This is a genomic window from Saccharopolyspora cebuensis (genome assembly GCF_039542665.1).
GTDB lineage: Bacteria > Actinomycetota > Actinomycetes > Mycobacteriales > Pseudonocardiaceae > Saccharopolyspora > Saccharopolyspora cebuensis.
The window spans coordinates 34160-48071 of the sequence record NZ_BAABII010000010.1; the positions used below are offsets into that span (position 1 = coordinate 34160).

A 13912-nucleotide genomic window follows, 5' to 3' on the forward strand; every position below is an offset into this window, starting at 1 on the left:
GGAGCACGACCGATGTCCCGACTCATCGAGGTCTGGGGTGACACCGTCGACACCAGGCACCTGGGCATCTCCATCGCGCTGGGCGTCGGGATCGCGGCCCCGGCCTTCCTGCTCGGCAGGGCCTTCTTCACGGCGACCGTGGACGATGAGACCTTGGCGCAGTCCTACGCGCTGCTGCTCGGCCTCGCGGCCTGCCTGGTCGCCGCGGTGATCGCGGCCCGCTTGTTCAAGCCGAAGCGGATCGTCCGGGAGACCGCGACCGCCACCGAGAGCCGGCGCGAGGCGCTCGAGGCCATCGCCGCCGACGGCGGCGAATGGACCGATCCCGCCGAGCTCGCCCCCGAGGTGCGGGAGGAGCTGCGCCTGCTCGGGCTGTACGACGTGCTCGTCGACGCCCACGAGGAGGCCGAGCGGCGGGAGGCCCGCCCATGATGGACGCATTCCTGTGGGCCCTGGGCATGGGCCTCGTCGGTGCCGTCGTCTTCGCCGCGATCGGCCTGGTGTCGGGCACGGACGAGACCGCCGTGGTCGCGCCGCTGACGTTGCTGGTGGTGCTGCTCGGAGTCCCGCCGTCCGGGGTGTTCAGCTTCTTCCTGGCCGCAGTGGTCGCCAAGCACATCACCCACGCCGTTCCCACGACGCTGCTCGGCATCCCCGGCGACACGATGACCGTGCCGCTGCTCGGCGACGCGCAGCGGCTCCGCGAGCTCGGGGTGCCGCACATCGCGCTGCGCAAGGCGATCTCCGGCGGCGTGATCGCCGCGGTCATCGCGGTGCCGCTGGCGGTGCTGTTCGCCTGGGTCCTCTCGCCGATCGCCGACGAGATCGGCGAGCTCGCACCGTGGATCTTCGCCGGTGCGGCGATCCTGATCGCGCTCACCTCGAAGGGGCGGTGGGCGGCGGTGGCCGCGCTCTTCCCGTTCGTGCTGCTGATCGTCGGGATCGACCAGTTCGTGACCGCCCAGCTCGGTCACGGGCTCAGCATCAGCTTCTTCCTCGGCATCGCGACCGGTCCGCTGGTGGCGGACCTCTTCTTGGCGCTCTCGCCCACCGGTCGCAGGACCCTGCACCGGGACGGGCCGACCGAGTTCGGACTGGCCCCGGACGTGCGGACGTGGCGCGGAAGGCTGCCGAACCCGCTGAAGGTGCTCGACCGCAAGCAGACCGCGTACACCTCCGGGGCCGCGGCCATCTCGAGCGCCACCTTCGTCTTCTCGCCGGTGGCGATGACGGTGCTCATGGGCGAGATGGTCGGCGCCCGGATCAAGAACGGCTACCACAAGCTCACCTCGAAGATGGCGGTGCGCAACGGCACCACGGAGTCGACCTACATCGCGGAGACGATGATCCCGCTGATCGCGCTCGGCCTGCCGCTGTCCCCGATGGCCGCGGGCCCGGCGGCGCCGCTGTTCAACGCACCGCCCGTCTACACCGTCGACACCGAGACGGGGCAGACGCACAACCTGCACAACCTGCTGGAGACCTGGGAGTTCCTGGTCTTCGGGCTGCTGGCCGTGGCGATCGCCTGCCTGATCGCGTACCCGTTCGCGATGACCAACGCCCACCGGGCGGCGTCGTGGGTGATGAAGAACGTCTCCCACGAGGCGATCATCGGGGCGTTCGCCGGCCTGATCCTGGTGATCTGCCTCTACGAAGGTGGTCTGCTCGCCGTGCTGGTGACCTTGACGGTCGGTCTGGTCGGCGGCCTGATGAACCGGATGTTCGGCGTGCACTCAGGCGTGCAGTTCATGGGCTACTACGCCGCCGTGCTGACCGTGCCTGCGATCACCGCGCTCGTCTGATCCCGGGGGACCAGCAGCTCCGGGTCGAGGGTGCGGTGCTCTTTCGCCGGCACCGCACCTACCAGGGGATTCACCCGCCAGCAGCTGCCGGGTTCACCGGTTCGGGAGGCCGCCGCCTCCCGGCGCGGCAGACCTCTTCGATGGCGGCTCCGATCTCCAGCACTGCGCGGTCCTGCCCGAGCGGCCCGACGATCTGCAGGCCGACCGGCAAGCCCTCCGGCGTGAAGGCGGCCGGAACCGAGAGGGCGGGGCAGTGGGTGGCGGAGAACGTGGAACAGGCCCCCATCCAGGCGAGGTAGTCGGACATCTCGACCCCGGCGACCGAGGTGGGGTGGACCAGGTCGGCGTCGAACGGGACGACCTGGCTGACCGGGGCCAGCAGCGCGTCGTAGCGGGTGAAGAACTCCGCCACCTGCCGTTGGAGCGCGGTGTGGAGCCGGTCCGCCCGATCGAGGTCGGCGTCGGTGAGCGCGCGCCCCTGCTCGATGTTGCGCACCGCGTCCGGCTTGAGCGCCTCCCGGTGCTGGTCCAGGAGGGTGCCGTACGACCGCTCCAGCTGCCAGGCACGTCGTACCCGGAACACCTCGTCGGCTGCGGCGAGGTCGGGGCAGTCGAGCACGACGTCCGCGCCGGACTCCTGCAACCGGCGCACCGCCGGTTCCAGGGCCTCGATCACCGCCGGTTCCACCGGGAGCAGGCCCCCGAGGTCCGGCGTCCACGCGACCCGCAGTCGGCCTGGGTCGCGGTGCAGCGGTGCTGCGAACGAGTCGTCGCCGGCCAGCACTGCCATCAGCAGGGCCGTGTCCGCGACGGTGCGCCCCATCGGGCCCTTGGTGGACAGGGATGGCCACGGCGTCGGGCTCGGCCCGGAACGGACGCGTCCGGGTGAGGGGCGCAGCCCCACGACGTTGCAGAACGACGCCGGGTTGCGCAGCGACCCGCCGGTATCGCTGCCGTCGGCGATGGGGATCATCCCGGCGGCGAGCGCGGCGGCCGCGCCGCCGCTGCTGCCACCCGCGCTCCGGTCCAGGGCGTAGGGGTTGCGGGTCACGCCGAACACCGGGTTGAACGTGTGCGAGCCGAGACCGAGCTCGGGGGTGTTGGTCTTGCCGACCGTGACGACGCCGGCTGCCCGCAGCCGGGTGATGATCGGGTCGTCCCGGGTCGGCACGTGCTCGGCGAACAGCGGTGACCCGTACGTGGTCCGCAGGCCCGCGGTGTCGGTGAGGTCCTTGTGCGCGATCGGCAGGCCGTGCAGCGGGCCCACCTCCTCGCCCGCCGCGAGGCGGTCGTCGGCCGCGGCAGCCTCGGCCGAGGCGCGCTCGACGTCCAGCGTGACGATGGCGTTGACCGCCGGGTTGGTGTCCTCGATGCGTCGCAGGTGCGCCGCGAGGACCTCGCGGCTGGAGACCTCCTTGCGGCGAATCGCCGCGGCGAGGTCGACGGCGTCGTCGAAGTGCAGGCTCATGTGGACAACGTCTCCATCAGTTCGGTGGCTCCGAGGTAGACGAACAGCACGACGATCGAGCACAGCAGGACGTTGCTGACGACGCCGTTGCGGTGCTCGGGGCTGAGGCGGCGGGAGTTCAGCAGCACCAGCAGTCCGACCGACAGGAGCGGCATGAAGATCGCGCCGGAGATGCCGTAGATGAGCACCATCATGATGGGCGCGTCGAACAGCAGCAGCAGCATCGGCGGGAACGTCATCAGGGCGAGGTAGCCCCGGAAAGCGGTGTCCTTGTCGGACGCCGGTGCGACGCCGTCGAGGTCGGCCTTGCGGTGCCGCACGATCCGGACGAAGTCGGCGAACAGGTACGAGCACCCGTGCCACGGGCCGATGATCGAGGTGAACACGGCCGACCAGACCCCGATCAGCAGGAGCCAGCGCGCGGTGTTGCCGAATCGCTGCCCGTACGCGTCGGCGAGCTCGACCAGGCCCTGGTTGCCGCTGATGGTGACGCCGGTGCCGAACAGCAGCTCGGCGGCGATGATGAGCACGGCGACGGCGAAGATGCCGGTGAGGGTGTACGCCGTGGTGATGTCGACGCGCATCGTGCCGAGCCACTTCTTGCCGGCCCAGCCCTTGGCGGCGATCCAGTACGAGTAGCAGGTCAGCGAGATCGTGCCGCCGACACCGCCGATGATGGCCAGGATGCGGGAGAACGACCCGTCGGGGATGGACGGGGCCAAGCCGTAGGGGACGTCGCCGAGGTTGGCGAGGATGATGGCCGCCGACCCGACCACGGTGACGAACATGATGCCGATGAACACCGTCATCGCCTTCTCCACCAAGGCGTACCGGCCGAACCGGACCAGCAGGAACCCCGCGAGCGCGGTGAGGATCGCCCACATCGCGAAGGAGGTGCCGGGGAACATCGCGGTGAGGACGAGGGCGCTGATCGCGGGTTCGGCCGCGCCGTAGATGATCGCGAAGAAGACGAGGTACAGGCCGAAGTAGACGGTCGCCCACGAGCCCAGCGAGTGCCACCCGCGCAGGAACGACTGCCCGGTGACGAGGAACCAGCGCCCGATTCCTTCGCTGAGCACCAGTTTGATGCCGGCCCCCGCGACGATCGCCCAGAGCAGGCTCCACCCGAAGCCGGCACCGGCGAGGGCGGCCATGATGAAGTCGCCGGCGCCGACACCGGAGGCGGCGACCACGATGCCGGGGCCGATGAACCGCAGCTTCTGCCTGGGCGTGCTCGGCGGCTCGACCGGAGTGGGGACGTCTGCGCTGTCTGCCATCGTGCTCCCCTTCGGGCTGAAGTGGCCAGGTGAGCTGGTGGCTGAGCCTGTAGCGGCGCGTGTCCTCGTGTCAAGACCCGGAATTTCGGCCCCTCGGCGCCTGCGAGCGACCCTTGACAGGGGTCTGAAGTGCGGTGTGCAATATTTCGCATGCCGGTGCCGAAGGAGCAGGGACTCGTTTCCCGGTCGTTGCTGCGCGACGCGGCGTACCGCTCCATCCGGGATGCGATCGTCGACGGCACTCTCGCGCCGGAGGAACGGCTCAACGATGCGGACCTGATCAGTTGGCTCGGAGTCAGCCGGACACCGATCCGCGAAGCCCTGACCCGGCTGGAGCAGTCCGGGCTCGTGCAGACCAAGCCGGGACGTTTCACCATCGTCAGCCCGCTGGACGTGCGGGAGACCCGTGCGGCCCAGTCGGTCGCCGCCGCCATGCACGAGTTGGCCGTGCGCGAAGCCGTGCCGGTGCTGTCGGCGCAGGAACTGGATGCGATGCGCGGCGCCAACGAACGTTTCGCCGCTGCGCTGCGACGGGACGACGCCGCCGCCGCGCTCGCCGCCGACGACGAGTTCCACGACGTCGCCATCACCGCTTCGGCCAACCCGGTGATCCGGTCCGTCCTCGAACAGGTCACCCCGGTCTTGCGGCGGCTGGAGCGGCTGCGGTTCTCCACCCTGACCGGGCGCGGATCCGTGGCGATGCACGACGAGATCATCGAACTGTGCGCTGCCGGTGACGCCGAACGGGCGTCCGTCGCTGCGCGAACGAACTGGCAGGCTTTGGCGCCGCTGCTCGACGCGGAGCCGGGCCTCGACGGCCCAGACCAGTAGCCGGTCAGGCCAGTAGCCGGGCCGGTCCACCTCGACTCGGTGCGCCTCCGCGCCGCCGCTGCCCCCAGCTAGGAGATCCGCAGGATGCTCGACGATTTCCCGCGCTATCCCTTGACCTTCGGCCCCACTCCCGTCCACCCGCTCGACCGGCTCTCGCAGCACCTCGGTGGGGCGGCGGTGTGGGCCAAGCGGGAGGACTGCAACTCCGGCCTGGCCTTCGGCGGGAACAAGACCCGCAAGCTGGAATACCTGGTGCCCGATGCGCTGGAGAAGGGCGCGACCCACTTGGTCTCCATCGGCGGCGTCCAGTCCAACCACACCCGGCAAGTCGCCGCCGTCGCGGCCAAGCTGGGCCTGAAGGCCCATCTGGTCCAGGAAAGCTGGGTGGACTGGCCGGATGCGGTGAACGATCGGGTCGGCAACATCCTGCTGTCCCGGCTCATGGGAGCGCACGTCCAGCTCGTCGACGCGGGCTTCGGCATCGGCATCAAGTCCAGCTGGGAACAGGCGTTGGAGGACGTCCGATCCGAAGGCGGCATCCCGTACCCGATCCCCGCAGGAGCCTCCGACCATCCCCTGGGCGGGCTCGGGTTCGCGAACTGGGCCGAGGAAGTGCGCCAGCAGGAACGTGAACTCGGCGTCTTCTTCGACACCATCGTCGTCTGCAGCGTCACCGGGTCCACGCACGCGGGCATGATCGCCGGCTTCGCCGGCCAGGACCGACCTCGCCGAGTCCTCGGCATCGACGCCTCGGCGAAGCTCGACGAAACCCGGGCCCAGGTGGCCAAGATCGCCCGGAACACGGCCGAACTCATCGGACTGGGCCGCGCCCTGCGCGACGACGAGATCACCGTCCTCGACGGCTGGGCCGGCGATCGCTACGGGATCCCCGTGCGGTCGACGCTCGACGCGATCCGCCTCACCGGCCGACTCGAAGGGATGATCCTCGACCCCGTCTACGAGGGCAAATCGATGGCGGGCCTCATCGACCTCGTCACCACGGGCGAGATCGGCAAGGACTCCACGGTGCTCTACGCGCACCTCGGCGGCCAACCCGCCCTCAACGCCTACAGCGCCCTCTTCACCGACTAGAACCCTCCACGAGCGGCCGTGCTCGGCAACTCGGGGGATCGCTGAGGGCGAGCGTGCCCAGCGGTTTGCGTCGGCTCGGTCCAGGAGTTGAACCAGGTCCGGCGCATGGTGTGGTCCCGACCGGGTAGCCGTCAGCGCTCGAACGTTTCGCGGTGGTCGCCCGGCCTGGGAGGAGTCGCCGCGGAACGACTCAATCCCGTACCAGGCCAGCCACCAGCGGTGCGTCCAGCACGAGGTGGCGATCGAGCTCGACCCCGAATTCCTGGCGGATGAGCTCCAGCGCCCCGCCCGGGCCGGAGGTGAATTCCTCGTCGGCACCCAGGCCGACGCGCTGCATGGCCTCCGCGAACCGGTCCGGTTCCGTGCCGCCGCAGCTTTCCGGCATCGTCGGCTCGAACCACGTCACGACTTGACCACCAGCGGCGTAGTGGAAGACATCCGCCCCGGACCCCGACGAGAACACCGATACCACCTCGGTGTCCGCCGCAAGCGGCTCGAGGAGCTCGGGCCTGGCGCCCTGCCAGCTCAGCAGCTCCACGACCACGGACCACCCGGGATCCAGCTCGGCGGCGCGAGCGATCCACGCGCCCTCGTCAGCGGTGGGATGCGAGGCTGCTTCCCCCGCGGTCAGCTTCTCCGAGACGGGTTCGGCGCCCAACCGCCGCAGCGCTTCCACCGGCGACGCCCCGCGCACGAAGGTCACGCACCACATCACGACCTGCGGATCGCCGAGCCAGGAGAACCGCTCGCCACCACCGCTCATGGACGCATCTTAATCGGGTATCCCGGCCAAGAAGGTCCCTGCTCAGCAAACTCTCGTGGGGAGTCCCACTCGCGCTGGTCCTTGCCATGAGCTCGCCCAGCTCCGCGGACACGACGTGGAACGGTCGGCTGGCGTTGGAGCCGTCCCCGCGTGCGGCGGGAAGCCGATCCGTGGCGGGTCCCGGGGCCGCGCTCAGCGGGTCGGGGCACCGCCGAGTGCCCCGAGCACGCCGAGGCCGGTCCGGATCGGGTCGAGCACCAGGGGGAGGCCGGGTTCCTGGTCGGTGGCGGTGTCGACCGCCGAGCACCCGTTCACCACCGCGGTGACCCCGGCGGCGCGGGCCGCGCTCAGCGCGGGGCGCATCGCGGCGGACCAGCGCGCGGGGTCGGTGATGTCGGCGACCGGGAGGGCCAGCACGCCGACCTCGTGGAACGACGAGTCCCAGCCGTAGCGGGTGATCCGGTGCCGGAGCTCCGCCGCGATCGCCGCGTTCCGGGTGATCGCCCCGACCCGGTGCCCGGCGGCGACCGCGGCACCGACGGTCAGCCGGAGCAGGCCGAGCGCGGGGCGGCCGTTGATCGTGCCCCCGTCGGCCGGTACCGCGGGGTCGAGCACGCAGTCCGGGAGCACCGCGTCGCAGTCGGGCGCCTCGGCCAGGGCTTCGCCGACGAGGGTTTCCGAGTGACGCACCTCGGCCGCGGTGTCGAGCGCGCGGGGACCGTCCGGGCGGAGGTCGGTCAGCACCACCTTGATCCCGGCGGGGGAGAGCGCGTCGTACCGGGCCTGGCGGCGGGCCAGTTCGGACCGCCCGACGGTGATCGGGGTGACGGCGTGGACGAACATGCGGTTCCTCCTCATCGGAAGTGGGTCACTCGGCCGAGGGCCCGCAGCGGTTCCCCGGCGTCGGCCGCCTCCGGCAGCGCGGCGCAGCGGTCCCGGATGCCGACGACCACGTCGGGCGCGCCGAGCAGCTCACCCAGGACGCGGGCCCGGTCGTCCGGGGTGAAGGGGTGGTACGCGGCGTCGCCGACCGGGTTCGGCCGTTCCGCGACGAACCGGCCCCGGGCCGTGCGCACGGTGACCCGGACGGGGCGCTCGGCCGGTAGCCGGGCGTCCAGGTCGGCCGCCGCCCGCACCACGACCCGGCGGGCGAGGTCCGCCGTGGCGGGGTCGGCCAGCGCGTCCGCGGACAGGTCGGCCGGGACGACGCGTCCTCGGCGCAGCGCGGTGGCGACGACGAACGGCAGCGAGAACATGGCGGCCAGCGGGGTCGGCCACCGCGTCCGGTCGAGCTGCGCGCCGAGCGAGTGGATCTCGACGAGGACTTCCGAAGGGTGGTCGTCGACCCGGTCCCGCAGGGAGAGCGCCGCGTCGGCGGCGGCGTGCGTGAACGAGCACGACGCGTGCTGCTTGAAGTAGCCGCCGAGGATCTCCCAGCGCTCGCCCAGGCCGTCGTCGAGCGCGCCGGGGTCGAGATCGCCGAGCAGGTCCCCGAGCGACTCGGCGGCGACACCGGTCGAGTGCCCGGTCCCGGACGCGGCCAGCCGGGCCGCGGCGAGTCCGGACTGGTTCGCGGCGCCGACCCAGGCGTCGCGAACCGGGTTCCCGTCCAGGGCCGCGGCGAAGGGCCCGGCGATCGGCAGGCCGCTCGCGGCGTCGATCGCGACCGCTGCGCCGTCGGAACGCAGCCCCAGGACCCGGGCGCAGCCCGCCCCCGCGCCGGCGACGCCCCAATTGCCGTGCGGGTGCGTGCCCGGCCGGAGGCGGGTCGCACGCCCGAACCTGGCGGCGACCTCGTAGGCGGCGAGCAGCGCGCTGCACAAGTCCGCTCCCGTCGTCGCTCCCCGCGACGCCAGGGCGAGCACGGCGGGGAAGCCGTGCGCCGCCGGATGGCCACCGGCGAGCCGGTGGCCGTCGTCGAGTTCGAGCCGGACCGACGCGGTGGCGTTCAACCACGCGGCGGCATCGACCGCGACCGTCCGGGCCGTCCCGAACAGGGGCGCCGGCCCGGTCGGCGGGTCCCACGCCTCGACGAGCGCCCGCTGCGCGGGCTCGCGCGAGCCGAGCGCGGTGACCGCGACGGCGTCGACGAGCACGGTCAGCAGCCGTTCCCGGACCTCGGCGGGGACCTCGGACCAGCGCAGCCCGGCCACCCAGTCGCCCAGCCGCCCGACGGCGGCCCGGACGAGGTCGTGACGCGTCTCCCGCGCGGCCATGGTCAGGACCGCGCGGTGACGTTCGTGGCCGCATCGGCGGCGGCGCGCTCGCGCGGGACGAGCAGCATGAGCAGCGCCCCGGCCACCGCCAGCCCGGCCATGACGACGAACCCGCTGGTGAAGCTGCCGGTGCTGGACACGATGAAGCCCATCACCGACGGGGCCACGATCCCGGAAGCCGCGAAGGCCGCGTCGGCGAATCCGGCCGCGCTGCCGGGTTGGTCCGGAGCCGCGTCGATGGCGGCGACCCACCAGATGCCGCCGGTGATGAAGCCGAAGCCGACGCCGAGCGAGATCGAGATCAGCGCGACGGTCAAGGTCGGCGCGATCGCCAGCGGTACCAGCGAGCACCCGGCCAGCAGCAGGGCCACGCCCATGACCGCGAACCGGCTGCGGATGCGCGGGCTGCGGCGGTAGACGCGGTCGACGATGACGCCACCGGCCAGCGCCCCGACGATGCCGCACGCCCACGGCGCGATCGAGAACGCGCCGGCCTGCTCGACGCTGAGCCCGTAGGCACCGGACAGGAACGAGGGCAGCCAGTACATGAAGCCCCAGAACATGAAGCCCCAGGCGAAGTAGCCGCCCGCGACCACCCACAGGTTCCGGTTGGTCAGCAGGGGGCGCCACCGCACCGGCGACCGGCCCGCGCCCGCCTCCGGTTCCTGCCCCGACCGGATGAGGGCCCGCTCGGCCGCGTTCACCCTCGGCGATTCCTCCGGCAGGTCGCGCAGCAGCGCGAGCGCGAGGACGGCCCAGACGACGCCGAAGATCGCCAGCGTCCAGAACATGCCGCGCCAGCCCACGAGGTCCATCAGCCAGGTCAGCAGCGGGCCGGAGATCAGCAGGCTGCCCGCGACCGCGACACCGCCGCAGAGGGCCAGCGCGACCCCGCGTTCGCGGACCGGCAGCCAGCGGCTGACCGTCCGGGTCGCCGCCGGGAACGCCGGTGCCTCCCCGATCCCGAGCAGCAGGCGGACGACCAGCAGGCCCGCGAACGACCCGGCGACCGGGATGAGCGCCGTGGTGACCGAGAACAGCGCGACGGCGGCGAGCAGCACCCGCTGGCACCCGAACCGGTCCACCAACGGCCCGGACAGGAACGCGGCGACCATGTACCCGACCGAGAAGACGGAACTGATGATCCCGTACTGCGCGGTGGTGATCCCGAACGCTTCCTCCAGCGGTTCGACCGCGTAGGAGACCGCGCTGCGGTCGAGGTAGTTGATGACGATGAGGCCGACGACCAGCCCCAACGTCACGAAGCGGAACCGTGTGCTCATGAGCGTTTCCCTTGGCTCGGATCAGCTTTCGCGCGGATTCTGTTGCGCCCCGCGAAGCGGGAGTGGTGTCACCGGAGAACCCCGCAGTGTGGGCGGCGATGGCCGGGAATCCCGCGCCCGGTGCGTGGTGTCAACGACCCGTGGGGCGGTGCAGGTAGCTCCCGCGCGGCTCGCCGCGCACCTTGCCCTCGTCGAAGATCCGCTGTCCGCGGAGGAACGTCGTTTCGACCGTCGAACCGATCTCCAGGCCGCGGAATGGCGTGTATTCCTGAGTGGACTCGGAGTCCGCCGGGTCCACCACGAAGGAGCGGTCCGGGTCGACGAGCGCGATGTCGGCGTCGAAACCGGGGGCGAGGTCGCCCTTGGTGGGCAGGCCGAGCCGCCGGGCGGGGTTGGTCGACACGAGTTCGGCGACGGTCGACATCGGCAGTCCCCGCTTGCGGCCTTCGCCGACGAGACCGGGCAGGAGGTACTCGGTCCCCCCGAAGCCGGACTTCGCCGCGAACACGTCGTCGCGGTCCGGGCCGAACTTCTTCTCCTCCCGGCAGCAGGCGTGGTCGGAGACCACCCAGCTGACGTCACCGGCGAAGACGTGCTCCCACAGCTTCTCGACGTCGGCCCGCGGGCGCAGCGGCGGGTTGACCTTGCCGCCGATCCCGTCGGCGGTCGTCACGTCGGCGAGCAGGTGCCCGATGGTGACCTCCCGCCGGAAGTCGACGTGCGGGAAGGTCCCCGCCATCAGCATCGCGGCCTCCATCGCCTTGGCCGACGACAGGTGCAGCAGGTTGATGGTCGGCAGGCCCGTCTCGTGCGCGAGGTAGGAGGCGATGGTCACCGCCAGCCCCTCCGAGTGCGGCGGGCGCGAGGCGCTGTAGGCCTCCAGCCCGGACAGCGCGCCCTCCTCCTCGACCAACCGCGTGTAGGCGGTCATGATCTCGGCGGTCTCGCAGTGCAGGGACAGCGAGATCTGGTCGGCGATCTCCGGGTTCGCCTCGCGGACGGCCTGGATCCCGCGCATGACGAACTCGAAGTGGGCGATGTCGTAGCGTTCGCCCTCGGGGATCATCAGGAAGTCGCTCTGGTCGGTGGAGCGGCCGTGCAACCCGTGGCTGCCGTAGAACATGAAGATCTTGAACGACGTGACGCCGTGGTCGCGGACGAGGGCCGGGATCTCGTCGATGTGCGACACCTGCATGGGCGCGAGGTGGAAGGCGTAGTCCACGTACGACCGGCCCTCGGCGGCGGCGAGCACCTCCGGGAACACCTCGGAGTAGGGGCCGCCGCGGTTGAGGTAGTACTGCCCCGTCCGCATGTAGGTCAGCGAGGTCGTCACGCCGCCCTGCGCGCACGCCCGGCTCTCGGTGGTGGTGTCGTCGGACAGCGGGTTGTAGATGCCCCAGTGCTGGTGGGCGTCGACGACACCGGGGAACGCGAGCAGGCCCCGCCCCTCGTGCACCTCGGTGCCCTCCGGGACGGCCAACCGGGGGCCGACCTCGGTGATGACGCCGTCGGCGACGGCGATGTCGGCGGGGACGGGCTCCCCGCCGCCGGGGCGGACGACGCGCACGTCGCGGACGATCAGGTCGGGCTGGGTCATCGGACACCTTCCGGGGTGCGGGATCGGCTGGTGGGGACCGACCGGGCGAGGTGCCCGGCGGCGATGTAGGCGAGGCCCAGCGCGGGCAGCAGACCGTTGCCGGCCAGGTAGCCGGCCGCGCCGTGGCCGGAGATGCCCGCGGCCGCGCCACCGGAGGCGTACAGCCCGGGGATCGGGGCGCCGGCGGGGTCGAGGACGCGGGCGTGCTCGTCCACGAGCAGCCCGCCCTGGGTGTGGAACAGCGCCGGAACGATCTCGACGGCGTGCAGCGGTGCGCGGAGCGGCTGGGCGGTGGTGCGGCCGAACCGGTCGACGTGCTCGCCGGCCGCGACCCGGGCCAGCGCGTCGAGTTCGGACTCCAGCGGTGCTGCCGGGACGCCGGTCACCGCGGCCAGCTCGGGGATCGTGCCGGCGGTGCGCACGGCGCCGGCGGCCAGGACGTCCTGGTAGTCGCCGAAGGCGCGGCACAGCCCGTCGATGCGCTCGTCGAACACCAGCCACCCGCGTCCGCCCGGACGAGCGGCGAGCGCCGCGGCGTACTCGGAGTAGCCGGTGGTCTCGTCGCCGAAGCGCCGCCCCCCGGTGTCGACGACAGCGGCGCCGTGCATCACCGCCGTCCAGGTCACCAGGGTGTGCGCGGCCGCGGAGAGGGCGGCGTGGCCCTGGTAGGCGTCCAGGAAGCCGGTGGCCGCACCGAGCTCCCCGCCGATCCGCAGCGCGTCGCCGCGGGAGTGCTCGCCGCCGTGGTAGTGCGCACCGGCGATCTCCGGCAGGTGGGTCGCGACGAGCGCGGCGTCGGCGCCGTACCCGTTGGTGGCGAGCAGCACGGCACGGGTGCCGATCTCCTCGCGCGCGCCGTCCGGGGTCTCGACGACGGCGACCCTGCTCCCGTCCGGTCCCGCCTCGACCGCGGTGAGCCGCGCGGGGACCAGGAGGTCGATCCGCTCGCTGCGGTCGGCGGCGTCGAGCAGGTGGCGCAGCAGCGCCGACCCGTGCCGCCCGGGCAGGCTGTGCACCCTGGGCGCGGAGTGCCCGGGGTAGGCGAAGTCGGTGGGCAGCTCGATCGGCATCCCGACGTGGTCGGCGAGCCATTCGACGAGCTCGGCGCCGACGTGGGCCAGGGCCGTGGCGATCCGCAGGTCGGCGGTCCCCCCGGTCTTGCGCGCGATGTCGGCGACGAACCGCTCCGGGGAGTCGGTGATCCCCGCGGCCGCCTGGAAGCGCGACCCGGGGCCCGGGATCATCGCGGTGGACATCGAGGTGTTGTTGCCGCGGCGGAAGTGCGGGTCGGAGTCCACCACCAGCACGTCGAGACCGAGCTCCGCGGCCCGGACCGCGGCGGTCAACCCGCCACCGGCACCCGCGACCACCAGGTCGACGTCGAACGTCATCGTTCCTCCTGCCCCGACCGGACTCGCTCTGTTCCGGTGAGCGAAACGCGCTGCCCGGCCGTTCGGTGAGCTCGATAACACCAGTAGGACCTGCACAAGTGCAATACCTCCGATGTAAATTCCTTGACACGCCGCACGATGCACCACATGCTTGTTCCGTCCAGCGGTACATGTCTGAGCGCGAGGAGACCG

Annotated in this window: 12 protein-coding genes; 4 read left to right on the forward strand and 8 right to left on the reverse strand. The window is 72.0% G+C overall.

What is annotated here, in order from left to right:
• Window positions 1–12 precede the first annotated feature (12 nt).
• Window positions 13–432 (forward strand): hypothetical protein, encoded by a 420-nt coding sequence (locus ABD976_RS14695; RefSeq protein ID WP_345363313.1) that lies wholly within the window; start codon window positions 13–15, stop codon window positions 430–432.
• Window positions 429–1802: a tripartite tricarboxylate transporter permease gene (locus ABD976_RS14700; protein WP_345363315.1), complete on the forward strand. Its 1374-nt coding sequence runs from the start codon at window positions 429–431 to the stop codon at window positions 1800–1802. Before ABD976_RS14695 ends, ABD976_RS14700 begins: the two co-directional genes overlap by 4 nt.
• Window positions 1803–1872: 70 nt before the next feature.
• Here the strand turns inward: ABD976_RS14700 and ABD976_RS14705 are convergent, their stop codons facing one another.
• The gene (locus tag ABD976_RS14705) at window positions 1873–3270 is read right to left on the reverse strand and encodes an amidase (RefSeq protein ID WP_345363317.1); all 1398 of its coding nucleotides are present in this window, start codon (window positions 3268–3270) and stop codon (window positions 1873–1875) included.
• The gene (locus ABD976_RS14710) at window positions 3267–4547 is read right to left on the reverse strand and encodes an Nramp family divalent metal transporter (RefSeq protein WP_345363319.1); all 1281 of its coding nucleotides are present in this window, start codon (window positions 4545–4547) and stop codon (window positions 3267–3269) included. Before ABD976_RS14710 ends, ABD976_RS14705 begins: the two co-directional genes overlap by 4 nt.
• Before the next feature lie 150 nt (window positions 4548–4697).
• Here ABD976_RS14710 and ABD976_RS14715 point away from each other — a divergent pair, with 150 nt between their 5' ends.
• Window positions 4698–5378 carry a GntR family transcriptional regulator gene (locus tag ABD976_RS14715; protein WP_345363321.1) on the forward strand — a complete coding sequence of 227 codons (681 nt, stop codon included), beginning with the start codon at window positions 4698–4700 and terminating at the stop codon, window positions 5376–5378.
• A gap of 84 nt (window positions 5379–5462) precedes the next feature.
• A complete protein-coding gene (locus ABD976_RS14720) occupies window positions 5463–6470 on the forward strand; it encodes a 1-aminocyclopropane-1-carboxylate deaminase (RefSeq protein WP_345363323.1) in 1008 nt (335 codons plus the stop codon).
• A 190-nt stretch (window positions 6471–6660) separates the two neighbouring features.
• Here the strand turns inward: ABD976_RS14720 and ABD976_RS14725 are convergent, their stop codons facing one another.
• The 6 genes from ABD976_RS14725 to ABD976_RS14750 all read right to left on the reverse strand — a co-directional run bounded on the left by ABD976_RS14725 (window position 6661) and on the right by ABD976_RS14750 (window position 13720).
• Window positions 6661–7233, reverse strand: a complete 573-nt coding sequence (locus ABD976_RS14725; RefSeq protein WP_425570095.1) for a DUF6461 domain-containing protein — start codon at window positions 7231–7233, stop codon at window positions 6661–6663.
• A 192-nt stretch (window positions 7234–7425) separates the two neighbouring features.
• Window positions 7426–8076, reverse strand: coding sequence for an aspartate/glutamate racemase family protein (locus ABD976_RS14730; protein WP_345363327.1), 651 nt, complete (start codon window positions 8074–8076; stop codon window positions 7426–7428).
• 11 nt (window positions 8077–8087) lie between these two features.
• Window positions 8088–9449, reverse strand: coding sequence for an MmgE/PrpD family protein (locus ABD976_RS14735; RefSeq protein ID WP_345363329.1), 1362 nt, complete (start codon window positions 9447–9449; stop codon window positions 8088–8090).
• A gap of 2 nt (window positions 9450–9451) precedes the next feature.
• Window positions 9452–10732, reverse strand: a complete 1281-nt coding sequence (locus ABD976_RS14740; protein WP_345363331.1) for an MFS transporter — start codon at window positions 10730–10732, stop codon at window positions 9452–9454.
• A 130-nt stretch (window positions 10733–10862) separates the two neighbouring features.
• Window positions 10863–12329, reverse strand: coding sequence for a dihydroorotase (locus ABD976_RS14745; RefSeq protein WP_345363333.1), 1467 nt, complete (start codon window positions 12327–12329; stop codon window positions 10863–10865).
• Window positions 12326–13720 carry an FAD-dependent oxidoreductase gene (locus tag ABD976_RS14750; RefSeq protein WP_345363335.1) on the reverse strand — a complete coding sequence of 465 codons (1395 nt, stop codon included), beginning with the start codon at window positions 13718–13720 and terminating at the stop codon, window positions 12326–12328. Before ABD976_RS14750 ends, ABD976_RS14745 begins: the two co-directional genes overlap by 4 nt.
• Window positions 13721–13912: the final 192 nt, after the last annotated feature.

Bases quoted from the DNA above. Each gene is read 5' to 3' on its own strand.
- ABD976_RS14750 (WP_345363335.1), bottom strand. From the start codon at position 13,720: ATGACGTTCGACGTCGACCTGGTGGTCGCGGGTGCCGGTGGCGGGTTG.
- ABD976_RS14730 (WP_345363327.1), bottom strand. From the start codon at position 8,076: ATGTTCGTCCACGCCGTCACCCCGATCACCGTCGGGCGGTCCGAACTG.
- ABD976_RS14745 (WP_345363333.1), bottom strand. From the start codon at position 12,329: ATGACCCAGCCCGACCTGATCGTCCGCGACGTGCGCGTCGTCCGCCCC.
- ABD976_RS14725 (WP_425570095.1), bottom strand. From the start codon at position 7,233: ATGAGCGGTGGTGGCGAGCGGTTCTCCTGGCTCGGCGATCCGCAGGTC.
- ABD976_RS14705 (WP_345363317.1), bottom strand. From the start codon at position 3,270: ATGAGCCTGCACTTCGACGACGCCGTCGACCTCGCCGCGGCGATTCGC.
- ABD976_RS14695 (WP_345363313.1), top strand. From the start codon at position 13: ATGTCCCGACTCATCGAGGTCTGGGGTGACACCGTCGACACCAGGCAC.
- ABD976_RS14720 (WP_345363323.1), top strand. From the start codon at position 5,463: ATGCTCGACGATTTCCCGCGCTATCCCTTGACCTTCGGCCCCACTCCC.
- ABD976_RS14710 (WP_345363319.1), bottom strand. From the start codon at position 4,547: ATGGCAGACAGCGCAGACGTCCCCACTCCGGTCGAGCCGCCGAGCACG.
- ABD976_RS14715 (WP_345363321.1), top strand. From the start codon at position 4,698: ATGCCGGTGCCGAAGGAGCAGGGACTCGTTTCCCGGTCGTTGCTGCGC.
- ABD976_RS14735 (WP_345363329.1), bottom strand. From the start codon at position 9,449: ATGGCCGCGCGGGAGACGCGTCACGACCTCGTCCGGGCCGCCGTCGGG.
- ABD976_RS14700 (WP_345363315.1), top strand. From the start codon at position 429: ATGATGGACGCATTCCTGTGGGCCCTGGGCATGGGCCTCGTCGGTGCC.
- ABD976_RS14740 (WP_345363331.1), bottom strand. From the start codon at position 10,732: ATGAGCACACGGTTCCGCTTCGTGACGTTGGGGCTGGTCGTCGGCCTC.